General features: G+C 71.5%; 21 protein-coding genes, 1 tRNA gene, 2 pseudogenes and 1 riboswitch. Of the genes and pseudogenes, 13 read left to right on the plus strand and 11 right to left on the minus strand.

The features are described 5' to 3' along the window. Position 1: 1 nt before the first annotated feature. Positions 2 to 1465, minus strand: coding sequence for an aldehyde dehydrogenase (locus ACZ7MY_RS01135; RefSeq protein WP_499598514.1), 1464 nt, complete (start codon positions 1463 to 1465; stop codon positions 2 to 4). Positions 1466 to 1580: 115 nt separating this feature from the next. Between ACZ7MY_RS01135 and ACZ7MY_RS01140 the strand changes: the two genes are divergently transcribed. The 6 genes from ACZ7MY_RS01140 to ACZ7MY_RS01165 all read left to right on the plus strand — a co-directional run bounded on the left by ACZ7MY_RS01140 (position 1581) and on the right by ACZ7MY_RS01165 (position 8970). Then, on the plus strand, positions 1581 to 2585 hold the full coding sequence (locus ACZ7MY_RS01140) for a Strvi_7410 family MBL fold metallo-hydrolase (protein ID WP_499599320.1): 1005 nt from the start codon (positions 1581 to 1583) through the stop codon (positions 2583 to 2585). A 101-nt stretch (positions 2586 to 2686) separates the two neighbouring features. Further along, positions 2687 to 2764, plus strand: a riboswitch (cobalamin riboswitch). 108 nt (positions 2765 to 2872) lie between these two features. Further along, positions 2873 to 4009, plus strand: a complete 1137-nt coding sequence (locus ACZ7MY_RS01145; RefSeq protein ID WP_499598517.1) for an SCO2321 family membrane protein — start codon at positions 2873 to 2875, stop codon at positions 4007 to 4009. After that, positions 4006 to 4629: an SCO2322 family protein gene (locus tag ACZ7MY_RS01150; protein ID WP_499598519.1), complete on the plus strand. Its 624-nt coding sequence runs from the start codon at positions 4006 to 4008 to the stop codon at positions 4627 to 4629. The genes ACZ7MY_RS01145 and ACZ7MY_RS01150 overlap by 4 nt, the downstream gene beginning before the upstream one ends. 764 nt (positions 4630 to 5393) lie before the next feature. Further along, a complete protein-coding gene (locus ACZ7MY_RS01155; RefSeq protein ID WP_499599321.1) occupies positions 5394 to 6509 on the plus strand; it encodes a CbiQ family ECF transporter T component in 1116 nt (371 codons plus the stop codon). After that, positions 6506 to 8119 (plus strand): ABC transporter ATP-binding protein, encoded by a 1614-nt coding sequence (locus ACZ7MY_RS01160; protein WP_499598522.1) that lies wholly within the window; start codon positions 6506 to 6508, stop codon positions 8117 to 8119. Before ACZ7MY_RS01155 ends, ACZ7MY_RS01160 begins: the two co-directional genes overlap by 4 nt. Then, on the plus strand, positions 8071 to 8970 hold the full coding sequence (locus ACZ7MY_RS01165; protein ID WP_499599323.1) for an ECF transporter S component: 900 nt from the start codon (positions 8071 to 8073) through the stop codon (positions 8968 to 8970). Before ACZ7MY_RS01160 ends, ACZ7MY_RS01165 begins: the two co-directional genes overlap by 49 nt. A 397-nt stretch (positions 8971 to 9367) precedes the next feature. Here the strand turns inward: ACZ7MY_RS01165 and ACZ7MY_RS01170 are convergent, their stop codons facing one another. Next, complete coding sequence (locus ACZ7MY_RS01170; protein WP_499598524.1) at positions 9368 to 10537, minus strand: steroid 3-ketoacyl-CoA thiolase; 1170 nt, start codon at positions 10535 to 10537, stop codon at positions 9368 to 9370. A gap of 434 nt (positions 10538 to 10971) precedes the next feature. On the opposite strand from ACZ7MY_RS01170, the gene ACZ7MY_RS01175 reads away from it, so the two are divergent. Then, on the plus strand, positions 10972 to 12225 hold the full coding sequence (locus ACZ7MY_RS01175; protein WP_499598525.1) for a cytochrome P450: 1254 nt from the start codon (positions 10972 to 10974) through the stop codon (positions 12223 to 12225). Between the two features lie 64 nt (positions 12226 to 12289). Continuing rightward, positions 12290 to 12364, plus strand: a tRNA-Val gene (locus ACZ7MY_RS01180). A gap of 68 nt (positions 12365 to 12432) precedes the next feature. On the opposite strand, the pseudogene ACZ7MY_RS01185 reads toward ACZ7MY_RS01180, so the two are convergent. Then, positions 12433 to 12865, minus strand: a pseudogene (locus ACZ7MY_RS01185) (tyrosine-type recombinase/integrase); the annotation flags it as partial. 69 nt (positions 12866 to 12934) lie between these two features. Next, entirely contained in the window at positions 12935 to 13417 is a 483-nt protein-coding gene (locus tag ACZ7MY_RS01190; protein WP_499598527.1) for a WapI family immunity protein, read from the minus strand. A 537-nt stretch (positions 13418 to 13954) separates the two neighbouring features. Between ACZ7MY_RS01190 and ACZ7MY_RS01195 the strand changes: the two genes are divergently transcribed. The 3 genes from ACZ7MY_RS01195 to ACZ7MY_RS01205 all read left to right on the plus strand — a co-directional run bounded on the left by ACZ7MY_RS01195 (position 13955) and on the right by ACZ7MY_RS01205 (position 15913). Next, positions 13955 to 14398, plus strand: coding sequence for a hypothetical protein (locus tag ACZ7MY_RS01195; RefSeq protein WP_499598529.1), 444 nt, complete (start codon positions 13955 to 13957; stop codon positions 14396 to 14398). A gap of 608 nt (positions 14399 to 15006) precedes the next feature. Further along, positions 15007 to 15285: a hypothetical protein gene (locus tag ACZ7MY_RS01200; protein WP_499598531.1), complete on the plus strand. Its 279-nt coding sequence runs from the start codon at positions 15007 to 15009 to the stop codon at positions 15283 to 15285. A gap of 337 nt (positions 15286 to 15622) precedes the next feature. Further along, positions 15623 to 15913, plus strand: coding sequence for a hypothetical protein (locus tag ACZ7MY_RS01205; RefSeq protein WP_499598532.1), 291 nt, complete (start codon positions 15623 to 15625; stop codon positions 15911 to 15913). A 9-nt stretch (positions 15914 to 15922) separates the two neighbouring features. On the opposite strand, the pseudogene ACZ7MY_RS01210 reads toward ACZ7MY_RS01205, so the two are convergent. The 5 genes and pseudogenes from ACZ7MY_RS01210 to ACZ7MY_RS01230 form a co-directional block, all read right to left on the minus strand. Continuing rightward, positions 15923 to 16018, minus strand: a pseudogene (locus ACZ7MY_RS01210) (IS5/IS1182 family transposase); the annotation flags it as partial. A gap of 228 nt (positions 16019 to 16246) precedes the next feature. Further along, positions 16247 to 16789, minus strand: a complete 543-nt coding sequence (locus tag ACZ7MY_RS01215; RefSeq protein ID WP_499598533.1) for an SMI1/KNR4 family protein — start codon at positions 16787 to 16789, stop codon at positions 16247 to 16249. Between the two features lie 621 nt (positions 16790 to 17410). Next, positions 17411 to 17884: a hypothetical protein gene (locus ACZ7MY_RS01220; protein ID WP_499598535.1), complete on the minus strand. Its 474-nt coding sequence runs from the start codon at positions 17882 to 17884 to the stop codon at positions 17411 to 17413. A 452-nt stretch (positions 17885 to 18336) separates the two neighbouring features. Next, a complete protein-coding gene (locus ACZ7MY_RS01225; RefSeq protein WP_499598537.1) occupies positions 18337 to 19056 on the minus strand; it encodes a DinB family protein in 720 nt (239 codons plus the stop codon). 243 nt (positions 19057 to 19299) lie between these two features. Continuing rightward, positions 19300 to 19911: a hypothetical protein gene (locus ACZ7MY_RS01230; RefSeq protein WP_499598539.1), complete on the minus strand. Its 612-nt coding sequence runs from the start codon at positions 19909 to 19911 to the stop codon at positions 19300 to 19302. Between the two features lie 330 nt (positions 19912 to 20241). On the opposite strand from ACZ7MY_RS01230, the gene ACZ7MY_RS01235 reads away from it, so the two are divergent. Then, positions 20242 to 20856 carry a hypothetical protein gene (locus ACZ7MY_RS01235; RefSeq protein WP_499598542.1) on the plus strand — a complete coding sequence of 205 codons (615 nt, stop codon included), beginning with the start codon at positions 20242 to 20244 and terminating at the stop codon, positions 20854 to 20856. Between the two features lie 6 nt (positions 20857 to 20862). On the opposite strand, the gene ACZ7MY_RS01240 is transcribed toward ACZ7MY_RS01235, so the two are convergent. Then, a complete protein-coding gene (locus tag ACZ7MY_RS01240; RefSeq protein WP_499598544.1) occupies positions 20863 to 21513 on the minus strand; it encodes a hypothetical protein in 651 nt (216 codons plus the stop codon). Between the two features lie 337 nt (positions 21514 to 21850). On the opposite strand from ACZ7MY_RS01240, the gene ACZ7MY_RS01245 reads away from it, so the two are divergent. Further along, positions 21851 to 22660, plus strand: a complete 810-nt coding sequence (locus tag ACZ7MY_RS01245) for a hypothetical protein (protein ID WP_499598546.1) — start codon at positions 21851 to 21853, stop codon at positions 22658 to 22660. 97 nt (positions 22661 to 22757) lie between these two features. On the opposite strand, the gene ACZ7MY_RS01250 is transcribed toward ACZ7MY_RS01245, so the two are convergent. After that, positions 22758 to 23396, minus strand: coding sequence for a DUF6000 family protein (locus ACZ7MY_RS01250; protein WP_499598548.1), 639 nt, complete (start codon positions 23394 to 23396; stop codon positions 22758 to 22760). Between the last annotated feature and the right edge of the window lie 83 nt (positions 23397 to 23479).

Consider the following 23479-nt stretch of genomic DNA (forward strand, 5'->3'; position numbering starts at 1 on the left):
GTCAGCCCTCCCAGCCGGCGGGCAGGTGGACCATCTTGTGCTCCAGGTACTCGCCCAGCCCCTCGGGGCCGAACTCGCGCCCCAGCCCGGAGTTCTTGTAGCCGCCGAAGGGCCCGAGCATGTCGAGGCTGAAGGTGTTGACGTTGAACGTGCCCGTGCGCACCCGGCGGGCGACGTCGATGCCGTGCTCGACGTCCGCCGTCCACACGCTGCCGGACAGGCCGTACTCGGAGTCGTTGGCGATGCGGACGGCCTCGGCCTCGTCCTCGTACGGCAGCAGGCAGACGACCGGGCCGAAGATCTCCTCACGGGCGATCCGCATGGAGTTGGAGACGTCGCCGAAGAGGGTGGGCTCGACGTACCAGCCGGTGGGCTGGGCCTGCGGGCGGCCGCCGCCGGTGAGGACCTTGGCGCCCTCCTGCTGGCCGAGGGCGATGTAGTCCAGGGAACGCCGCTGCTGGCGGCGGGCGACCAGCGGGCCCACCTCGGTCGCGGGGTCGAGGGGGTCGCCGACGACGAGGGCGGAGGCGGCCGCGGCCAGGCGCTCGGCGGTCTCGTCGTAGCGGGATCGGGGCGCGAGGATGCGGGTCTGGGCGACGCAGGCCTGACCGTTGTTCATCCAGGCGGCCGAGACGATGCCGGGGACGGCGGTGTCCAGGTCGGCGTCGGGCAGGACCAGCGCGGCGGACTTGCCGCCGAGTTCCAGCGTCACGCGGGTGAGGTTGCGGGAGGCGACCTCCATGACGCGCTTGCCCGCCGCGACCGAGCCGGTGAAGGAGACCTTGTCGACGCCGGGGTGGCCGACCAGGTACTCGCTGACCTCGCGGTCGGCGGGCAGGATCGACAGCACGCCCTCGGGCAGTCCCGCCTCGGCGGCGATCTCGCCGAGCAGGTACGCGTCGAGCGGTGACTCCGGCGACGGCTTGAGGACCACCGTGCACCCGGCGAGCAGCGCGGGGGCGAGCTTGGCGGCGGCGGTGAACTGCGGGACGTTCCAGGGCACGACGGCGGCGACGACGCCGGCCGGCTCGCGGCGCACCAGGATCGGGCCGAGCGCACCGGCCCGTCGTTCCTCCCAGGTGAAGCCGCGCGCGACGGTGATCGCGGCGTCCCAGACCATCATCGCGCCGAGCGCCTGGGCGAGCACGCTCCAGGAGTAGGGCGAGCCGTTCTGCGCGCTGATGACGCGGGCGAACTCCTCGTGGCGTACGGCGATCGCGTCCTTGATCCGGGTGACGACCTCGATGCGTTCGTCGAGGGTCGCCCGCGGCCACGGGCCCTCGTCGAAGGCCCGGCGGGCCGCGGCGACGGCCCGGTCGACGTCCTCGCGGGAGGCGTGCGGCACCCGCGCGAAGACCTGCTCGGTGTGGGGCGAGACGACCTCGATGGTGCCGGTGCCGAGCGGGTCCGCCAACTGCCCGCCGATGTAGAGCTTTCCGTGTTCGACGATCCCGTTCCCGTCCATGCCTGTCCCGTCCCGCCCTTGGCTGATGCCTCGTCAGAAGGTGACTTTGCTTCAGAACTGATACCAGTTCTAGTTATGGTGGGCAATGCGCGTGACGGATCGGAGAGGGGACCTCATGGAGCACGGTGACGGCATCTGGAGCATCCCGGTCCCGATCCCCGACAACCCCCTGGGTCACACGCTCGTCTACGTCGTCGACACCGACCGCGGCCCCGTCCTGGTCGACACCGGCTGGGACGACCCCGCCTCCTACGACGCCCTCGCGGACGGCCTCGGCGCGCTCGGCACCCGGGTCGCCGACGTCCACGGCGTCCTCGTCACCCACCACCACCCCGACCACCACGGCCTGTCCGGCCGGGTCCGCGAGGCCTCCGGCGCCTGGATCGCCATGCACCCCGCCGACACCGCCGTCGTCCGCCGCGCCCGCGGCGCCCGGCCCGGCGTGTGGCTGGACTACCTCGCCGTCAAGCTCGCCGCCGCCGGCGCCCCCGAGGAACACCTCGCCCCGCTGCGGGCGGTGCGCGCCGAGCGCCGCGCCGCCGACGTGCCCGGACTGCGGCCCGCCCTCCCCGACCGCGAGATCGTCCCCGGCGAGCGGGTACCGCTGGCCGGCCGCGCCGTCCGCGCCGTGTGGACCCCCGGCCACACCCCCGGCCACGTCTGCCTCTTCGAGGAGGACGGCCGCCGCCTGTTCTCCGGCGACCACCTGCTGCCCGGCATCTCCCCGCACATCGGCCTGTACGAGGACCCCGACGACGCGACCGCAGGCGACCCCCTGGGCGACTACCTCGACTCCCTCGAACGCGTCGCCCGGCTCGCCCCCGCCGAGGTGCTGCCCGCCCACGAGCACGCCTTCACCGGCGCCGCCGCCCGCGTGCGCGAACTGCTGGACCACCACACCGCCCGCCTCGCCTCGCTGCGCGCCCTGATCGCCGAGGCCCCCCGCACCCCGTGGCAGCTCGCCGTGGCCATGCAGTGGAACCGGCCCTGGGAGCAGATCCCCTTCCCCTCCCGGAACATCGCCGTCGCCGAGGCCGAGGCGCACCTGCGCCGCCTGGTCAAGCTCGGCCACGCCGAGCCGGTGCCCGGGTCCGACCCGGTCGCGTACACCGCGGTGTGAGGGCACCGGTGTGAGGCAGACCGCACACGGCCGGGGGCGGCACGGCACGCGGTCCCGGCTAAGGTGTGCACGACACAACCAAGTCCCATCACGTCCGAGCGGGGGAAGCCGGTGCGAATCCGGCGCTGACCCGCAACCGTGAGCCGTCCCCGTCCGGGGAGGGCCCAGCCGGAGCACCCGCGCGGACGGGAGCGGCTCTTCCGTCGAGGTACACGGAGCCGGAGCCCGGTGCCGTGACCGCGCGCCCGCATCCGTCTGCGCGACCGCTCACCGAAAGGCACCACCCGATGCACCTGCGCCGCACCGCCGCGGCCGCCCTGGCCGCCGTCAGCACGCTCCTCATAGCCGCGTCGCCCTCGCCGTCGCCGGCGACCGCGCCCGCCGCGCTGTACGGGGAGGCCGACCCGACGTACGACGGCGTGTGGCGCCAGTCGTACGCGCTGCTGGCGCTGCACGCGGCCGACACGGAGCCGGCCGGGAACGCGGTGGAGTGGCTCGCCAAGCAGCAGTGCGCGGACGGCGGCTTCGCCTCGTACCGTCCCGACCCGACGGCGCCCTGCGACCCGAAGACCGAGGACACCAACGCCACCGCCATAGCCGTGCAGGCGCTCGCCGTCCACGGCCAGGACTTCGCCGTCAAGCGCGCCGCCGAGTGGCTGGCCAAGGTGCAGAACCGCGACGGCGGCTGGTCCTACAACCCCGGCGGCGCCTCCGACGCCGACTCCACCGGCGTCGTCATCGGCGGCCTCAAGGCCGCCGGAACCGACGTCAAGTCCGTGACCACGGACGGCCAGTCGCCCTACGACGCGCTGCGCTCCCTCCAGCTGGCCTGCGGCAAGGAGGACGGCGGCGCGTTCGCCTACCAGCCCGACGCGAAGTCCGGAGCGCTCGCGGCCAACGCCAAGGCCACCGCCGACGCCGTGCGCGGCGCCGAGGGCGCGGGCTTCGTCGTCGAGGCCCCCGACCGCGACCTCGCCGTGCGCACCGAGTGCGGCGGCAGCGCCTCCGACGCGGGCGCCGCCTGGCTCGCGGCCCGGCTCACCGCCGGCGGCAGCCACTTCGAGGCCGTCACCCCGGGCTCCGACCAGAAGACCCCCGACTTCGGCACGACCGCCGACGCCGTCATCGCCCTCGCCGCGGGCGGCCACCTCGACGCCGCCAAGGGCGCGTACAACTGGCTCGCCGCCAACTCCGGCGCCTGGGCGAAGGACAACCCCACCGCCCTCGCGCAGCTCGCCCTCGCCGCGTACGCCACCGGCAACCCGATGCGCGACCACATCACGCGGCTCAGCGCCCTCGGCCCGGTCGCGGAGCAGAAGCCCGACTCCTCGGGCGGCAGTTCGGTGTGGTGGTTCGTCGGCGCCTGCCTGGTCGCCGGCATCGGCATCGGTGTGCTGCTCGCCGGCCGGAAGCACCGGCTGTGAGGCGGCCGCCCCTCACGGCGGCGGCACTCCTCCTGGCCCTGGTGGCCGCCCTCGTCGCGACGCCCGCGCACGCGGCCGCCTACCGCTACTGGTCCTTCTGGCAGCGTGACGCGGCCGGCCAGGCCTGGACGTTCGCCACGACCGGGCCCGCCCTCAGCCGCCCCGACGACGGTGCCGTCGAGGGCTGGCGCTTCGGCGTCAGCCCCGACGCCGACTCGGCCGCCCGCCCCCGCGGCACGGCCCGGTTCGCCGCCGTCTGCGACGGCACCCCGGCCCGCCCCGGCACCAAGCGCGTCGCCCTGCTGCTCGACTTCGGCACCGCCGCCGACGCCCCGGCCGCCCGCGCCGCCTGCGCCCGCGTCCCCGTCGACGCCACCTCCGCCGAAGCCCTCGCCGCGGTCGCGCCCCCGCTCCGCTACAACTCCGCGGGCCTGGTGTGCGCCGTCGCCGGCTACCCCGCCGAGGGCTGCGGCGAGCAGGTCACAGACGACGCCGCACCCCCCGCGCCCACCTCCTCCCCCGGTCCCGCGCTCGGCACGTACGGCGCCGCCGGCGTCGTCCTCCTCGTCGCCGCGGCCGCCGCCTGGCAGATCCGCCGCCGCCGGAACGACCGCCCGTGACCGCCGGCACACCCCTGCCGTGGACCGGCGGCACTCCGCTCCCCGGCCCGCGTGCCCTGCGGGGCCTCGGCCTGCTTCGGCTGCTGCGGCTTCTGCGCCCACGCGACGGCGACGGCCTGGCCGGCCCGACCGCGCGGGCGACACCGGGCAGCACGACCGCCGCCCGGCCCGAACCGCCGCGCACCCCCACCGGGGCGGCCACCCGGCCCCGGCGCCCGGGCATCCCTCGCGGCGGCTCCCCCACCGGACCCGGTACCTTCGGCACAACCCCCGCACGGGACACGCCATCACCCCCCTCGTCCGGGCCAGCCCGCCCGCACCCCCGCGACCGCAGGGCAGCCGTCACCCCGGCCGCCCGCACGGACGACGCCGCAACGCCGACCCGTCGGACCGTCAGCCCCCACGACATCGGCGGCAAACCACACACGGCCGTCGCCTCCGACGGACGGGCCACGCCATCGTGCCCCTCGTCCGGGCCGGGCCGGCCCCACCCACGCGACCACCGGGCAGCCGTCCCCACCCACGACGACCCGGTCACCCCGGCCGCGCTGCCACGCCACCCCGGCACGCCGACGCCGATGGCGGCGGCCACCGTCCCCGGCTGGAACCCGGCCGTCGCAGAGGGCCCGGACGATTCGACGGCCCGCGCCCTGCCCGGCCGGCCGCGGCCGCGCACCCGGGGCGGCTCGGCCACCGCGGGCGGCGACGGTCACCCCGTCCGCCGTGCAGCGGAAGGCGGCGGCCCCGGCCGCCTGCGGGCGCTGATGCGGCGGCCGGACCGTGCGGAGGACGGGGGCGCGGAGGGCGCACCCGCGGGCCGGGCGCGGGGACCGCACGCGGGGGCGTGGTGGCTGTGGGCGCTGGGGCTCGCCACGGCCGCGTCGCGGACGTCGAACCCCGCGCTGCTCGCGCTGCTCGCGGCCGTCGCCGGTTACGTCGTCGCCGTGTGCCGGGTGCCGGACGCGCCCTGGTCGCGGTCGTACGCCGCCTTCCTCCGCCTGGGCCTGGTGGTCGTCGCCATCCGGCTCGCGTTCGCCGTCGTCCTGGGCTCCCCGGTGCCCGGCACGCACACCGTGCTGACCCTCCCCGAAGTGCCCCTGCCCGACTGGGCGCAGGGGGTCCGCCTCGGCGGCCGGGTCACCGCCGAGGGGCTGTGGTTCGCGTTCCGGGAGGGCCTGCGGCTGGCCACCCTCCTGGCCTGCCTGGGCGCCGCGAACGCTCTGGCCAACCCGGCCCGGCTGCTGAAGTCGCTGCCCGGCGCCCTGTACGAGGCGGGCGTCGCCGTGGTCGTCGCGATGACGTTCGCGCCGCACCTGGTCGCCGACGTCCGCCGGCTGCGGACGGCCCGCAGGCTGCGGGGCCGCGCGGACAGGGGCGTACGGGCGCTGCTCCAGGTCGGCCTGCCCGTGCTCGAGGGCGCCCTGGAGCGTTCGGTGGCCCTCGCGGCCGCGATGGACGCCCGCGGTTACGGCCGCACCGCCGAGGTGCCGCCGGCCGTACGCCGGGCGACCGTCGCGCTCACCCTCGGCGGGCTGCTCGGGCTGTGCGCGGGCACCTACGCGCTGCTGGCCGCCGAGGGCGCCGCGTACGGCCTGCCCCTGCTGCTGGCCGGTGCGGCCGCGGCCGTCGCGGGGCTGCGGCTCGGCGGACGCCGCTCCGTACGCACCCGCTACCGCCCCGACCGCTGGGACGCGACCGCATGGCTGATCACCGCCTCGGGCGTGGCCGTCGCCGCGCTGACGATCTGGGCCGCCGGTGCCTCGCCCGCCGACCTGGACCCGCCCGTGGTGCCGCTGACCGCGCCGACGCTGCCGCTGTGGCCCGCGGCCGCCGTCCTGCTGGGCCTGCTGCCCGCCCATCTGAAGGGAGCCCGCGCGTGATCCGCTTCGAGCAGGTCTCCGTCACGTACGACGGCGCCGCGGAACCCGCCGTCGCCGGTGTCGACCTGACCGTCCCCGAGGGCGAACTCTGCCTGGTCGTCGGGCCCTCCGGCACCGGCAAGTCCACGCTCCTGGGCGCCGTCTCCGGTCTCGTGCCGCACTTCACCGGCGGCGTCCTCACCGGCCGGGTCACCGTCGCCGGGCACGACACGCGCACCCACCGGCCGCGCGAACTCGCGCATGTCGTCGGCACCGTGGGCCAGGACCCGCTCGCGCACTTCGTCACCGACACCGTCGAGGACGAACTCGCCTACGGCATGGAGTCGATCGGCCTGGCCCCCGACGTGATGCGCCGCCGCGTCGAGGAGACCCTCGACCTGCTGGGCCTCGCCGAGCTGCGCGACCGCCCGATCGGCACCCTCTCCGGCGGGCAGCAGCAGCGCGTCGCCATCGGCTCCGTCCTCACCGTCCACCCGCGGGTGCTGGTGCTGGACGAGCCGACGTCCGCGCTCGACCCCGCCGCCGCCGAGGAGGTGCTCGCCGTGCTGCAGCGGCTCGTCCACGACCTGGGGACGACCGTGCTGCTGGCCGAGCACCGCCTGGAGCGGGTCGTGCACTACGCCGACCAGGTCGTCCTCCTCCCCGGCGGGGGCGCCGCCCCGGTCTGCGGGCCGCCCGCCGAGGTCATGGCGGTCTCGCCGGTCCGTCCGCCGGTGGTCGCGCTCGGGCGCCTCGCGGGCTGGTCGCCGCTGCCGCTGTCGGTGCGCGACGCCCGCCGTGCCGCCGCCCCTCTGCGCGAGCGCCTCGCCGGCCGCACCCCGCCCGCGCCGCCCGCGCCCGCCACGGGCGAGCCCGTCGCGGTCGTGACGGGACTGACCGTGCGCCGCGGCCGCGTGGAGGCGCTGCGCGCGGTGGACCTGACCGTACGACCGGGCGAGACCGTGGCCCTGATGGGCCGCAACGGCGCGGGCAAGTCCACGCTGCTGTCCGCGCTCGCCGGGATGCGGGCGCCCACCTCGGGCGGCGTGCGCGTCGGCGGCCTGGAGCCGTCGCGCACCAGGCCGGCCGAACTGATCCGCCACGTGGGCCTCGTCCCGCAGGACCCCCGGGACCTGCTGTACGCCGACACCGTCGCCGCCGAGTGCGCCGCCGCCGACGCCGACGCCCGCGCGACGCCCGGCACCTGCCGCGCCCTGGTCGGCGAACTGCTGCCGGGCGTCGCCGACGGCACCCACCCGCGCGACCTGTCCGAGGGCCAGCGCCTGGCGCTCGCCCTCGCCGTCGTGCTGACCGCCCGGCCCCCGCTGATCCTGCTCGACGAGCCGACCCGCGGCCTGGACTACGCCGCCAAGGCCCGTCTCGCCGCGCACCTGCGCGCGCTCGGCGCGGACGGCCACGCCGTCGTCCTCGCCACCCACGACGTCGAACTCGCCGCCGAACTCGCCCACCGCGTGGTCGTCCTCGCCGACGGCGACCTCGTCGCGGACGGGCCCACCGCCGACGTCGTCGTCTCCTCCCCGGCCTTCGCGCCGCAGGTCGCCAAGGTGCTCGGTCCCCTGCCCTGGCTGACCGTCGGCCAGGTCGAGGCGGCCCTGACGGGGACGGCGTGAGCGCGCGTCCGCCGCGCGCGGTCCGGCTGGGCCGCCGGGCCGTCGTCGCGCTGACCCTCGTCTCGGTGATCGGCGTCGCCGCGTTCGGCTGGCCGCTGCTCGCCGACCCGGGCTCCGGGCTCGCCCACAGCGCGGACGCGCCCTGGCTGTTCGCGCTGCTGCTGCCGCTGCTGCTCGCCGTCGTCATGGCGACGATCGCGGACGACGAGGAGGGCCTGAGCGCCAAGTCCGTCGCCATGCTGGGTGTGCTGGCCGCGGCGGGCGCGGCCCTGCGGCCGCTCGGCGGCGGCACGGCGGGCATCGAGCCGATGTTCTTCCTCGTCGTGCTGTCCGGCCGGGTGCTCGGCCCCGGCTTCGGCTTCTCGCTGGGCGCGTTGACGATGTTCGCCTCGGCCCTGCTCACCGGCGGGGTCGGGCCGTGGATGCCGTTCCAGATGCTCTCGATGGGCTGGGTGGCGCTCGGCGCGGGCCTGCTCCCGGGCGCCGCGCAGCTGCGCGGCCGGGGCGAGCTCGTCCTGCTCGCCGGGTACGGGGCGGTGTCCTCGATCGCGTACGGAACGGTCATGAACCTGCAGGGCTGGCCGTACCTGGGCGGCCTGTCCTCCGGGGTCTCCTTCGTGCCGGGCGACCCGCTCCCGGACAACCTCGCCCGCTTCGTCGCGTACTGCCTGGCCACCTCCCTCGGCTGGGACCTCCCGCGTGCCGTGCTGACCGCCGTGCTGGCCCTCACCCTGGGCCCGTTCGTGCTGCGCGCGCTGCGCCGGGCGACCCGGCGCGCCGCCTTCGGCGCCCCGGTGGCCTTCGGGGACGGGGGACCGCGCGCACCGGACGGGCCGGCTCAGCCGCGCTGACGGGCCGGCGCGGCGAACCGGCGTGCGCTGCTCGGGCGCCGGGCGCGGGAACGCGCGGAAGCGGCCGGTGTCGCCGGGCAGGCGCACCAACGCGGCGCGGTCGTACGTCGCCGGCGGGTCACAGAGAGCAGCCGCCCGCGGCCGGCGGGGGCCGTCGCGGCGGGTGGACGCGGGGCGGTCACGGCCGCCACCGGCCCCGCGACCGCGCCGATCGCGACGGCCGTCGCGAGGACGGTGGCGGCGCTCGCGAGCGCCCTCCGCCGCGTTCGCGGAGGACGCCGGTCCGTGGGGTGGGCAGGCATGCGCCCGTGCCAGGCGCCGCCGCCCGCCGCGACGGCCTCCGCCCGGAATGCGGTGGTCCCCCGGGCGTACCCGGGAGGCGGCCGCACCCTCCGGGTCAGATCCGCTGGATGATCGTGCCGGTGGCGAGGGCTCCGCCGGCGCACATCACGATCAGCGCGAACTCCTTGTCCGCGCGCTCCAGTTCGTGCAGCGCCGTGGTGATCAGCCGGGCCCCGGTGGCGCCCACGGGGTGGCCGAGGGCGATCGCGCCGCCGTTCACGTTGACCTTCTCCAGGTCCTGGTCGAAGACCCGGGCCCAGGACAGCACCACGGAGGCGAAGGCCTCGTTGACCTCGACGAGGTCGATGTCGTTCAGCGTCATGCCGGCCTTGCCCAGCACCGTGCGGGTCGCGTCCACCGGCCCGTCCAGGTGGTAGTGCGTGTCCGCGCCGACCAGGGCCTGCGCGACGATCCGGGCCCGCGGCCGCAGCTTCAGCGCCCGCGCCATCCGCTTGGACGCCCACATCACGGCAGCCGCGCCGTCCGAGATCTGCGAGGAGTTGCCCGCGGTGTGCACGGCCGTCGGCATGATCGCCTTCAGCCCGGACAGCGCCTCCATGCTGGTGTCGCGCAGCCCCTCGTCACGGTCGACCAACCGCCACATGCCCTGGCCGGCGAGCTGCTCCTCCTCGGTCGTGGGCACCTGCACGGCGAAGGTCTCCCGCTTGAAGCGCTCCTCGGCCCAGGCCCGCGCCGCCCGCTCCTGGGACAGCAGCCCGAGCCGGTCGACGTCCTCGCGGGTGAGCCCACGGCGCCGGGCGATGCGCTCGGCGGCCTCGAACTGGTTGGGCAGGTCCACGTTCCACTCGTCCGGGAAGGGCTTGCCGGGGCCGTGCTTGGAGCCGCTGCCGAGCGGCACCCGCGACATGGCCTCGACGCCGCAGCCGATGCCGATGTCGATCACCCCGGCCGCGATCATGTTGGCGACCATGTGGTTGGCCTGCTGCGAGGAGCCGCACTGGCAGTCCACGGTGGTCGCCGCCGTCTCGTACGGCAGCCCGCAGGCCAGCCAGGCGGTGCGCGCCGGGTTCATGGACTGCTCCCCGGCGTGGGTGACCGTACCGCCGACGATCTGCTCCACCGCGTCGGGCTGGATGCCGGTGCGGCCGAGCAGTTCGCGGTACGTCTCGCCCAGTAGGTAGGCGGGGTGCAGATTGGCGAGCGCGCCGCCGCGCTTGCCGATGGGGGTGCGTACAGCTTCGACGATGACGGGTTCAGCGGCCATGTACCTCGTCCTCTCCTCGGCCGCGGGGCGTCCCGGCGCCCACGGCAGAACTAGTACGCGTTCTAGTTCTGCCCAGCAGTCTGATTACCGGCGGTACGCGGGCGCAAGGGGCGTGCACCAAGCCGGCCGATCCGCACCGCCACGGGCCTTGCGACTTGAAGGGGGCGGGGCTACCGTCCACAGGCACATCTGATGCCCCGTCAGAAGACGGTGCGCGGGGACGTACCCGGCCCCGGCCCTCCACCGCACGGGACCACGGACCGGAAGACCACCGAACCGGCACAAGAACGGCACCACCACCGAACCGGCACCAGAACGGCACCACCACCGGACCGGCACCAGAACGCGACCACCACCGACCGGCACCACCACCGGACCAGCACCAACACCAGCACCAACACCAGACCAGGAGCCAACCGGACCAGGAGCCGCCGATGTCCGCCACGCCGCCGCCCCCCTCCTGCCCCGCCCTCCCCGACGGCTTCGACTTCACCGACCCGGACGTCAACCAGGAGCGCATACCGCTCCCGGAGTTCGCCGCCCTCCGGCGCACGGCACCCGTCTCCTGGATCCCCCAGCCCCACGGCGTCGCCGGCTTCGGGGACGACGGCTACTGGGCGGTGACCCGGCACAGCGACGTCAGGACGGTCTCCACCACGCCGGAGACCTTCTCCTCGCGCACCAACACCGCGATCATCCGCTTCAACGAACACATGCAGCGGGACCGGATCGACGCCCAGCAGCTGATCATCCTCAACATGGACCCGCCCGAGCACACCCGCCTGCGGCAAATCGTCCAGCGCGGCTTCACCCCCCGCGCCATCCGCGCCCTCGAGGACGCCCTCCGCCGCCGCGCCGAGCACATCGTCGCGGGTGCCGCCGCCCACGGCACCGGCGACTTCGTCACCGACATCGCGTGCGAACTGCCCCTCCAGGCCATCGCCGAACTCATCGGCGTCCCGCAGGAGGACCGCAGCAAGATCTTCGAGTGGTCCAACAAGATGATCGGCTACGACGACCCCGAGCTGGCCATCACCGAGGAGGTCGGCACCGAGTCCTCCATCGAGCTCATCTCCTACGCGATGAACATGGCCACCGAGCGCAAGGCCTGCCCCGCGCACGACATCGTCACCAAGCTGGTCGCCGCCGAGGACGAGGGCAACCTCACGACGGACGAGTTCGGCTTCTTCGTCCTGGTCCTGGCCGTCGCGGGGAACGAGACCACGCGCAACGCCATCACGCACGGCATGCACGCCCTCCTCACCCACCCCGACCAGTGGGAACTCTTCCGCGCCGAGCGCCCGCGCACCGCCTCCGACGAGATCGTCCGCTGGGCGACCCCCGTGACCTCCTTCCAGCGCACCGCCACCCACGACACGGAACTGGGCGGCGCCAAGATCCGCGAGGGCGACCGGGTCGGCATCTTCTACGCCTCCGCCAACCACGACCCCGAGGTCTTCACCGCCCCCGAGGCCTTCGACATCACCCGGGACCCCAACCCCCACGTCGGCTTCGGCGGCGGCGGCCCCCACTTCTGCCTCGGCGCCAGCCTCGCCCGCCTCGAGATCGACCTCATCTTCAACGCCATCGCCGACGCCCTCCCCGCCATCCGCCTCGCCGGCGAACCCCGCCGCCTCCGCTCCCCCTGGCTCAACGGCGTGAAGGAACTCCGCGTGACCTACACCTGACCCCGGGCGTGCGTTTGCTGGCGACCGGGTATGGCAGGGTAGGGTGTGCTTTCGCATGTCCAGCGGGCGTGTAGCTCAGCGGTAGAGCGCTGCCCTTACAAGGCAGATGTCGGCGGTTCGAAACCGTCCACGCCCACCAGTGAGAAGACCCCCAGCCGGTCATGGCTGGGGGTCTTTGACATCCAGATCTGACATCAACGGCCACCCTCACTCACGCCCGGGACGCCTCCGCAGCAGCCGGTCCATGTGGCTCACGGCCTCACGCTGGGTGTCCTGCACAACGTGCGTGTAGACGTTCATCGTGACGGCGATCTGGGAGTGCCCGAGGATCTCCATCACCACGCGGGGCGCGACGCCGGCCGCGGTGAGCAGCGTGGCGCAGCCGTGCCGGGCGTCGTGCAACCGGATCACCCGGAGGCCAGCGCTGCCAGCGACGCGCGTGAACGAGCGGTACAGGTTCCGCGGCTCGACAGGCCGCCCCGTGCGGGTGGTGAAGACGTAGTCGCTCTCGGCCCACTGCTCCCCCGCGCGCTCCCGCACGGCTGCCTGGCGCAATCCACTGCCACTGCAGAGGAGCGACGCACATCGCCGGCAGGGGAAGCGACTGCTTGCGTCGGCGGCCCTTGGGGTCGTCGTGGTACACCTCTGATCCACCGTCTCCTGGTCGGCGGCATGAGCGACGACGCAGAGGTCTGTGAACTCATCTTGATCAGCGGGGCGGGAAGGAAGCCAGGGCAAGCTCCCACTCGTCCGCGGCAAGAAGCAGTGAAGAGGCATCCGCCCGGACCTCTACGAAGTACTGGTAGATCTCGGGCCTGTCATCCCCCAGTCGCCACGGCGGCGCCGCCTCGTGGGACAGATGAAGGCGAATCACTGCCTCAGCGTCGCTTCGGGCGGCGAGACTGAAGGCCAAGACCGGCTCGTTGAACCACGTGTCGGGGGACAAATTGCCTTCCTCATCGGGGCACGTCACGGCAACTGTCCCCTCAGCCGCCGCACGTAGCCACGCGGTGACCTGGCGAGCCTCGTGGGTCAGCAGAGATGGATCGGCAAAGACCCATTGGCCTTCAGCGGTCGTCACCTTGCCACCTATGACCAGCCAGTTGTCGTCGTACCGATTGCCTCGGGCCCTGGCAAACTGATAGCGCAATGGGCGAAGCTCGATACGGTTTGCATCGTCACTCAAGAGCACTGCCACAGGATGCCACGGCCCTCTCGGGCGGCGAACGGCGCTGATCAAGACCAGGACAACGCTGGGACAACTAGCACCTGATCCCGACGCGGTAAGACTTTCTCTACTTCATCAAGGCGCTTCCGCCGCGCACAGCGCGGCGGCGCGCGGCCCGGCGCCTCGGCCCGACGCTCCTGCCTTCGTCCCGCTCCGGACCGGCCGCCGGCCGCCCGCCGGAAGGCGAAGGATCGATGAGGGTGAAACCCGCTGTGGCTCGGGCGGTCGGCTCCACGGCTTTTAAAGCGGGTGCCGCCCCAACGCGCGCACGGCTCGCCAGCCACGGCAACGTCGCCCGATCGCACATCACACCCCTGCGCTGCACGGCCGCACCTCTTCCCGCACGCAGCCCACCGGCAACTGCTCCTGTCCGCAGCCACGTTACGGCGGGCGTACCGACGTTGATCACTAGCGCTTTTTGAGCGTGTTCAAATATGGTGTCCCAGGAGTCGCGTGGGGAGGGGTGGCGTGGGTCGGTGGGTTTGGGGTTGGGGTGCTGGCATGGTGGCCGCAGGCATGCTCACGACGTCATGTATGAGTGGATTGGCCGCGGGGGTGTGGGCTGCGGAGATACGGGCGGATCAGCTCACGGGGCGCTGGACCAGCGGGTCGGGTACATCGCTGACGTTCCGCGAGGACCACACGTTCGCCAGCGTCAGGCCTGCCGGTATGCCAGCGGCATCGCATTGTGATGATCCGTCGGTGTTTGCATCGGGCCGATGGGCGTTTGAAGTCTTTCCTGAGGAAGGCGGCTTCGGCACTCCCGACGAGGACGTCACGCGCGGAAGCGTGCTCTCGCTGCGGTCTGCCAACGGCGACTGTGAGGTGGAGGCCTATCTGTTCGGTGACGAGGACGACCCTGTGCTCTGCCCGACCGACGACACTGATGTCGGCTGCCCTGATGAGGACTACCTGAAACGTGAGCAGGCACCAGGAAGCCCATGACTATGCAAGGGGGCTAGCGGTGGAGCGCGACTCGCATCACCTACTCATCAAGGCCGTCCTCGCCTCGCACCTCAGGTCACTGAATTCCAGGCGCCTGTAAACCCGACCGCAAACCGAGTGATACTCCTGCGAGAAATTATCGACGCTTGGAGCTGAGATGGCTGCGGCACGTTCGATGATGGACATCAAAATCGCTGCGACTGATGGTCCCGCACGGGTCACGTTCGAGCCACTTGGGGCTGCATTCGAAATTGCCGACGACGATTTCATCACGTTGCGGCTAGACTCGAGCCTAGCATCCTCGGTCGAAATTCATCATTGGCCAAACGGGTTATCGGTCTGACTTCCGCACCCCGGGGAATCCGACCACATCATTCTCGACTCCGGCGGGCATGACGTGGTCAGGCTTTGGTTATTTGAGGCTCTACGATCTTCACACCGGGTTCCCGCTCTCTGGCATACATGAATACCGAGAAGCGGACCCGGCAGGGATATGACAGGAATACAATCATCATTGCGGAAGCGAGGTAGGGCGTCCGATGGGGCTCGGCTTTACAGATCTCCAGAGAATTCCAGAAGAGCAGCTAGTGCTAAAGGAAATCCGATACTTGGCGCTGGTACAAGTTGATCTCATAGCGTTGTACCGCCATTGGGGCCGCCCCGACGTCGCAGTGGACGATCTGGCCGAATGGCTGTGCTTCGCGTTCTCGTTGCCCAACGGGGAAAAGTTCGCCCTGCAGCGGGAGGCTCAATTTCCACCTTCGCCCGGATTTCTCCTCAGTGCGAGCAGTGGACTCTTCTCTGCGGAGGCGGCGGAAGGGCTAATTGGAGCACTCGGCATTCCAGGGGTATCCGTGGTTGAGTTGAGTGCCGAGGTGGTCAACTAGACATCCCTTTTGGTTGTGTGCCCTCTCCCAGAGCCGTTCACATTCCCCCGCGATGGTGCGCACTTCTTCGGGTATGTCCCGCACGCCGAAAGGGACAGGATGGCCGTGCCTTTCCGGCTGCTCAACCACGATCCCCCCAGGACCCACACCAGAGTCACCTCTAGGTCCAGTGTGACCAAATGGTTTCGTCATCACACCACTCGGGGCTATGGGCTGTCCTACAAAGAACCGGTAGGGCTGGGCCGCTTGAAGGCGGCGGTGCGGGTGTGGGCGGATACGGTGGAGTGGTTCATCGGGGTAGCAGTCTGGGGGGTAAGTGGGACGCAGCAGGTTTCCTGTGGAGAATGCGGGCGATAGGGACCTGTGTCTCTTCATCGAGCCGTACGGTGAGGACTTCTATCTGAAGCCCGGGGACGTCTTCACGGTTGCGCCCGAAGCCGAGGGGATCGATGTGTGGTTCTCCACCATCCTCTGGGAGGGAGGCATCACGGTGTGGCCCTACGAGGACGGCGACCCGACCAAGATCGTCCTGGAGTACACGGTGACTGACGCCAACGGAACTCGGCTGGAGTGCGGTCACCAGAGGCCCCCGAGACCGCCTGGATCTAACGTTGCCGCACTGGACTGACCCCCTGGGTCACCGGGTCAGAGTCTGACTGTAGAGGCGGGCGATGCCAGCAACGGCGTGGTGGACGCCGTCGCCTTCCAGTCGGCAGTCGCGGAGGATCTTCCACGGATCACGAGTCGGCACGAGCGTCCGGAGCCCCCTCGAACCGTGACCTCGACAAACACAGTTCGCGCCGGCAGCCGCCATGGGGCGAGCCTCGAAGATCGGGGCCCACATCGGGCCATTGCGGGCAGGTCAACAGATCGCCCGAGTCGCCAGCAGCTTACGGGCCCCGATCTCTCGCCCCATGGCAGCTCCCGCCCAAAGCCGCTACGTCGACCTCTGAAGTCGACGTCAGCTTGTGAGTCGCAAGGCGGCGTCCTGCCAAATTTCCGGATCCACAGCCTCTTCGTCGTCGTGGGCATCGGGCTCGTACCAACCAGTGCCGGCGAGCCAGGTCTCAAGCCAGTCGGTCAAGCTCTCGGCGTCCACAAACCAGGCTTCAACCCAAGCGTCCGCGTTCGGCTCGAAGATGAGTACGGTGCCGGAATCGCTTTGACAATCAACGGCGCCGTACATCCCGCAGCCCCAGTCAAGGATCGGCAGCACGCCAGCCGGCCAGTGTGGCGAGTCCGACGCCTCTGATTCCGACCGCTCGGTCTGGTAGGAACCCACCGCACTATGCGGCTGCCCAACGAGTGGAAGCAGTTGGCAGCCGGGACCAAAGCCGCCATTCGCGATCTCCGTGTACAGCCGCGCAAGCAGGGGTGGTAGCGGAAAGCCGAGAGCTGCCTCAGCCTCGGCCAATTGTTCGACCTGCACGGGCGGCGGCAATGCTGCCGAGCCGACCCTCGCCTGTTCCGTCACTCTCACAATGAGGTCATCGACATCGATCACATTCGCGAATCGTGCCAGACCCCTATGACAGCCCTGAGGTGCCCCTCATCGCGTCGCCGTGGCGAGCCTCGCTCACCAGGCCAACCCGGTTGACGGGTAGCCCGGCAGCTGCTGTACAGCAGCGACAGCAACCTCCCTGCCCACAACCGACCGCCACCGGCCCCAGGAGACCGGCTGACGTCCCCGGCAGACCTCAGCGACCGTCGTGCCCATAGTTCGCATCGAGGGGATCGGGCGTGCCACAGCAGTGACGGGTTCGCTTTACCGCAGGTCAGCGTCCGCCCAGGTGAGGCAGGGTCCGCAGCCTCAGTCTTCCAAACTGGTTGTCCACCGCGACCGTAGATGGATGAGGCAGACGACCCTGTCCGCACCCCGGGTCCCGTCCTTTACCGTGCGGGCGACCTCATCCGGCGACAGCCTACGCGGCCGACGTGCACTCCATCCCAGCCCGTGCTCCAGGCGTGCCCGATCGCACGGGAACCGCGGGGAACCACGGTGCCATCGAGCACGAAGAAGGGGCGCCCCCGTGTCTTGGGGCACCCCTTCTGTCCAGCGCCTTCGCCGGCCTGTGCGGAGAGTGTGGGATGTGAACCCACGGTGACATCGCTGCCACGACGGTTTTCAAGGCCGTGTACGGATCGACGCTCCCAAAGCGTCGAGTGCACCCACGGCCGCGTGGATATGAGCCGGGCCGCGACGCAACCGTTCTCCCGCGCACCACCAGGACAGTCGCTCTTCTATGTCCTCCCTTGGATGCAGGCCCAGGCCATGCTCGGGACACAGGGGCCACGCCTGCCGCAGAAGCTCCATGACGGTCTCCTGCGCGGCATCGGCGACGCTCGCCAGTGCAGAGGCAAGGCTGTCCTGTGAGTTCGGGTCCAAGTGGTTGCCGTGCCACTCGCCGTTGGCCATGGCGACGTGGACATTCTCCGGCTCATCCGCTTCGTAGGACGGAAGGGCCACCAGCTGCAGGGGTTCCAGCTGGGGAAGCGTCACCGCCAGGTCCCGGTTCAGAAGGGCGAGAGCCTGGTCCCACACTGGGTACTCGCCCGGCGAGACGCGGCGAGGCTCAGGGGGGTCGATGAGAGCGCACATGAGCACCATTCTCCGCCACGCCAGAGACAGCCCCAATCGCTCAACAGCGCCGCCACGCCTGCAAAGACCGCGTGCGGGGGCCGACATCAGCGGCTGACATCAACGACGCTGGACGGGTGCGTACACCAGCGCCTCTGCCCGACCGTCGCACCAATCGACGAAAGCCGCCGCAGCAGGCCCGGAACGAACTTGCGAGGCAGATGTCGGCGGTTCGAAACCGTCCACGCCCGCCATTGAGGAGACCCCCAGCCGGTCATGGCGAGTACGGCAGCCACCATCCCCTTGGAACTCGACCCCGCGCTGAACGCGGAGAAGGTCGTCGACCGAGACATCGCGTACGAGCCCATCGCTCTCTGAGGCCCGCCGGAGCTCGGTAGCGGCGTGCGCTGGGTCATGCTTGACGACTGCCGACAGTGGCAGACACCACAGTTGGCTCGAATCCGCAGCCGGTCCTACTCGGCGTCCTGTGCCTCGATCAGGTCGAGGTCGCGTACGCAGAAGCCGTGGTGCTCGAAGGTCTCGTTGAGCACCGTGCCGAGGCACTGCCGCACCGAGCGGCCCCGGGCGTACGGCGGCCAGACATCGTCGTCGGGCACCGGCTCCCGCGCTGCGAGCTGCACAGCGGTGACCTCGTCGAGCCAGGCCTCGAGCTCGGCGGCCTGTGCGTCACGCACGCTCACGATCTCGTCGAGGGCCGGGTCGAGCGAGAGGTCAAGCCCGTGCGCTCCACGGTAGGGCTCGGCGGTCGGCCCGATGCCCATCGGCGTGAACAGCTCCGTCGAGCCCAGGCAGCAGCGGCGGAACCACGAGTCGTGGACGAAGACCAGATGGCGCATCGTCTGCACCGCCGACCACTCGTCGTTCACGCTGCGGCGCTCGATGCCGGGCCTACGGCGGATGCGCTCGATCGTGGCGGCCCAGCCGGCATGGAGCTGACGCGATGCCTCGCGCAGATCGGCCGGGTCCTCGGAGCGGATCAGCAGCCGCACCGGATGACGCCTGTCGAGCTCTGCCTCGACGTACTCGGTGACCTCGACACCGTTCACCACGAGGTTGGTGACGAGCCCGTCGATCACGGCATCCTGCATGGCGACGCCGATCAGGCGTGCCCCGGTCAGATCGCACTCGCGGAACTCGGCACCGTGCAGATCCTCGTCAACATACCGCTTCATGCTCCGCATGCTAGGACCGAGCACTGACAAGCCGGCATCCCCAGGTCGTGACTCACGTCGCAGGTACCAGGCGATCACGAGGCGACCGCTGCGCCTCTCCGCACTCGGCCGCTCCTCAATCTGCGCGCGCCAGCCGCGATAGCCGGGGGAAGGGTCGACCCCATGCGCTGCAAGCCCTGACATCAGCCACGCCACGAAGGATGGGGACGGCGTCGAGCGCCACCCCTGCGGGTGCCGGAGGGGTCAGCCTTTGACGATGACCGCCTTGTCCTTGGGGTTGATGGGGTTCACCGTGTCGAAGACGATGCGGTTGGACTCCTCGTCCAGGTAGAAGGTGGCGGTGTAGAGGTCGCGCGTGACCGTCGTCTCCAGATCGGTGCTCGTCATCCACGACGAGACCGACGCCGTCCCGGCGGCCTGGGCGACGGGGCCGGGGATGCTCTTGGGCCGTGAATGCTCGAACGTCCAGTACGGGTGGTCGAGGAGCGCCTTCATGTCGGCCGCCGTGGTGTCGAAGTAGCCCACGAGCCGGAAGTCGGTCGGCCCGGGGACCCGACCGGAACCACCGGAGAGGTTGACGGCGCACCACCGCGTGCGGACGACCGTGCCCAGTTCTGAGAACCGGTCGGTGATCTGCTGCGTGGTGTCCCGCAACTCGCAGCCTGCGGCCTGTTTCCCGTTCTCCGACGCCTCTCGCGCTCGCGCGGGCGCACTGGGGGTACAGGCAACGGTCAGGAGCAGCGCGGCAACGGCCAGCGCCCCGGCCGACATACGCGCCCCGTGGTCCCTCATCAGCGGCCTCCCGGCCGGGATGCGCTGGAAAAGCCACGGCGGCGACCCGGATATCTCGTCCACGCGCGCACGGTAACAGCCGGCGGGCGTGCCACAGCCGTGCCGCATCACGCGGGGAGCCAGGAGGGGCATCACGGTGATCAGGGGTGCGCAAGGGTACGGCCTCCGGACTCTGGTCAGGACAGGTCCGCGCGGGCGCGGCGCGTGATTGCCGACCTCGCTCGTGGAACGGATGTCGCCCACGCGTCGAGCACCGTCTCCGGGCCGTCTCTGGGCCGTACCCACCGACCTCGTGCAACGGCACACCGTCGGCGGGGGCCCCACGAACCTCGCCCGGACAATCGTCGTGACACCCGACGTACGTCGCGTACCGGCCACCGGTATCGTCGCGAGGTGACTTCTGATCCCCCCATCGACGACGTCACTGCGGGCCAGGGCCGCATCAATCAGCAGATGGTGGGCTGGGGAGCGCTGCTGGTAGTTCTCCTGCTGGTGGTGATCCCTGCGCTGCTCGTGAGGTCCGGGCTGGTCGGAGACGCATGGTGCGCCCTCGCCGTCGTCTCCCCCCTGCTGGGCTTCGCTGTGTGGCAGAGTCCCGCTGAGGCGCGGTCCCCGGAGCTGCGTGACGGTCATCTGTTGACAGCACGCACTCAATATGGGCGACGCACGGTCGATCTCACCAGTCTGGTCAAGGTGCGACGGATTGAACTCCAAGGTCCCTATACGCCGGCGGTGGACCAGCTCGCGATCAAGGATGCGCACGGTGTCCGCCTCATCCTCGACGAAGGTCACGAGGCGGAGATTCGAACGGCGATCACGCAGGCTCCAGCCGGCCGGATAGACGTCTCCCGCCGCGCGGCCGAGCGGCTGGGGCTCACGCCGTCACGAAGCCGCCCCTGGCAGACCTACATGCTGCGCATGGTGCGCACCTTCGCCGTTGACGTCGCTTTGCTCATCGCGGGCTTCCCACTGCTGGCCATCAGTCTCGTCACCGCGGGCAGGGCCTGACCGCTGCTACCAAACGTGGCCGAGCACGTCGAGATCCAGGCCGCAGCGCACCACGAGGGCGCGGGCGAACCGGTGGTACTCCTCGACGTTCGCCTTGCTGAGGTCGTTGCCGTATCGAAGCAGGTGCTGCTGTGCAGTGGAGGTGGCCCGGTCGGCCTCACCCCGCAAGAGATGCAGTGCCGGGATCAGAAGACTCGCCCGCCCGGGATTGCCCACGTGGCCGCCTTCCTCCAACGCAGCCAGCAGCCTGTCCGGACTTGCGTACCGGCGCGAGTGCGGAAGCCCGTACCGGATGACCAGGTCCACGAGCTCTTCGGCTGCGGGTCCAGCGGCCTCGGGAGTCGCGATCTCCAGCTGAACGAAACTGTTGTACGGGGTGAGGTATCCGATCGGCCTGCTCAGGGTGGCCCTTCCTGGGATGGGCTTCTCACCCAGCAGTTCAGCCAGGAGCCGCTCCAGCGGCACGTATGCGAGACCGGCAACCGGATTGATCTGGGGAGGGTGATACCTCGTGGCTGTGTTGAGACCGACCGAGGCCTCGAAGCCGTCGCCAAGGTCCAGCGTAAAGATGCCCCCGCGGCCGCGCCGACGCCAGCCGGCCTCCGTCATACGCTCGCGTGCGGCGGCATTGAACGCCGCGATCAGGTCACGCATCACGCCCGCAACCCTAACCCTCCCCGCCGTGGCCGCGTCACTCACGCTGCCCACGGCGAAGCGCAACCGCCTCCGCGCCGGCGTGCCGCAGCCGTGCCGCATCGGGCGCAGGTCGGACGCACAGGTCGGACGTTACGTGGCGGCTCCGGGCCGGGTCGGCTCGATTTGGCCCAAGCACGCGGCGTCGCGGTCGCGATCATTCGGGCGGAGCCCGGGTCTCTCCAAGGCCGCTCTGACCTGCGCACCCTCGACGCCCTGGACCACCGGGCCGCAAGGCAGATGTCGGCGGTTGGAAACCGTCGCCGGAACGCCGACTGATGGCCCTCCGTAGCCTGTCCTGGTGACAAGCGAGTCGGAGCACACCACAACTGCGGAGATGCGGTCTCTGCCCGATGTGGAGACGATCCTCCGCGGCACCGATTGGGCCGGTCTGGAACACGCGCGCGGTCCCGCGGGTGACATGCCCGCCGCGCTGGTGACCCTACGTGGTACCGATCCCGTCGCCCATGCGCGCGTCATGGCCACGGACCTGGAGCCCCTGCGTCACCAAAGCAGCGTCTACTCAGCCACCGTGCCGGCGGCGTTGGTCATCGCCGCGATCCTTCCTGAGCCGAGCGCCGAGATCGAAGGGACCTACAACTCCTGGAACGGCCCAGTCGGAGGGGAACGACACGGCCTGCTCCGCGTGGAACTGCTCGAATGGCTGGCGTCACTGGTCCACGACACCGACGACGAGCTGTACGCCAGACTACGGAGGCGGGGCGAGGTCTCGTCGGAGATCGAGACGGTACGGGCTCTGCGGCCGCTGTTCTTCCGGGCAGTCGCCCCCTTCCTGGACGACGCCGAGCCGGCCGTGCGCCACGCCGCCCTCATGACGGCCGTCTTCCTCTCCGAACACCCCGAGCTGGCAGGCCACCGACCTGACCTGGCCATCCGTGCACGGGATCTCCTGGAGACCTGCGAACGGCCTCAGTACTACCGGCACAGCGCCATCGACGGCCTCAAGGCCTGGGGCGAGCCCTACGAAGACCTCATGCGCCCCACCGACGTCCGTCCGCCCCGGCCGACAGAACAAGAGGGGTCGCCGTGGGGTGATGCGGTCTCCATCAGCGACCAGCAGCCCGGCTGCAGCGACGACCCGCGCTTCTAGGCCGCGGGTCGCAAACCCAGCGCACGCGCCGAGCCGGGGCAGGCCTCGAAGGTCGGGGCCCACGTCGTAGCGGCGTCAACGCTGCTCAGCCGGCAGCTCAGCCGGGCGGTCGGCGGGTGGACCGGCGGTGGATCCCTGCCTGCGCGGCGGCCGCGGCAAAGGCGCACCACTGCTCGATGAGGGGACGGTAGGCGTCCGGTTCGCAGGTCCTGGCTGGTGGGCCGGCGAGCCACTGCCACCAGAGGCCGTCCGGCACGAGGAACCGTCCCGTGTACTCGCTGCCCGAGCCGTGATCGAGGTGGAAGAGCGCCCCCATCGCAAGGCCCTGGTCGTAGTCCAGGTCGGGCCTGCGCAGATACCGGTCCAGATAGGAGACCAGGAGTCCGGCGTCGGCCGCGGTGGAGAAGGACGCGAGGACGGTGCAGTAGGCACCGCCGGCGTACGGCCCTTCGCTGGCGACGAGGAGCTCGCCGATCCGGCTGCGGAATTCCTCCCGGCGGGAGACCGCGATCAGCCAGGCCGCCGTCTTGCGCTCACGCCAGCCGCCCTCCAGCAGGACGGAGAGCTCCTGTGGCGTGATCTCGGCGGCCACTCGACCGATCTCCTCCGCGAAGCGGGCGCGTTCGGCGTCGTTGAGCCGAAGCAGCGCCCCACCGAGCTTCATGTACCGCCGGTCCGGCATGACATGGCGGCGGGCGAGTTCGCGCAGCTCCGGGTCGTCGTACGGGCGAGCCATAGGCGCATCCTCCCGCGGCCACACCCTGCTTGGCGAGCGAGCCGGGCAGCCACCCGTGCCGCATGGGGCGGTCCGCCCGGGTG

The organism is Streptomyces sp. NPDC111520 (genome assembly GCF_055635295.1).

Coding starts and splice junctions, on each gene's coding strand:
- ACZ7MY_RS01175 (WP_499598525.1), top strand. CDS start 10,972: ATGTCCGCCACGCCGCCGCCCCCCTCCTGCCCCGCCCTCCCCGACGGC.
- ACZ7MY_RS01140 (WP_499599320.1), top strand. CDS start 1,581: ATGGAGCACGGTGACGGCATCTGGAGCATCCCGGTCCCGATCCCCGAC.
- ACZ7MY_RS01250 (WP_499598548.1), bottom strand. CDS start 23,396: ATGGCTCGCCCGTACGACGACCCGGAGCTGCGCGAACTCGCCCGCCGC.
- ACZ7MY_RS01225 (WP_499598537.1), bottom strand. CDS start 19,056: ATGAAGCGGTATGTTGACGAGGATCTGCACGGTGCCGAGTTCCGCGAG.
- ACZ7MY_RS01135 (WP_499598514.1), bottom strand. CDS start 1,465: ATGGACGGGAACGGGATCGTCGAACACGGAAAGCTCTACATCGGCGGG.
- ACZ7MY_RS01155 (WP_499599321.1), top strand. CDS start 5,394: ATGCGGCGGCCGGACCGTGCGGAGGACGGGGGCGCGGAGGGCGCACCC.
- ACZ7MY_RS01195 (WP_499598529.1), top strand. CDS start 13,955: ATGGTGGCCGCAGGCATGCTCACGACGTCATGTATGAGTGGATTGGCC.
- ACZ7MY_RS01170 (WP_499598524.1), bottom strand. CDS start 10,537: ATGGCCGCTGAACCCGTCATCGTCGAAGCTGTACGCACCCCCATCGGC.
- ACZ7MY_RS01220 (WP_499598535.1), bottom strand. CDS start 17,884: ATGTGCGCTCTCATCGACCCCCCTGAGCCTCGCCGCGTCTCGCCGGGC.
- ACZ7MY_RS01145 (WP_499598517.1), top strand. CDS start 2,873: ATGCACCTGCGCCGCACCGCCGCGGCCGCCCTGGCCGCCGTCAGCACG.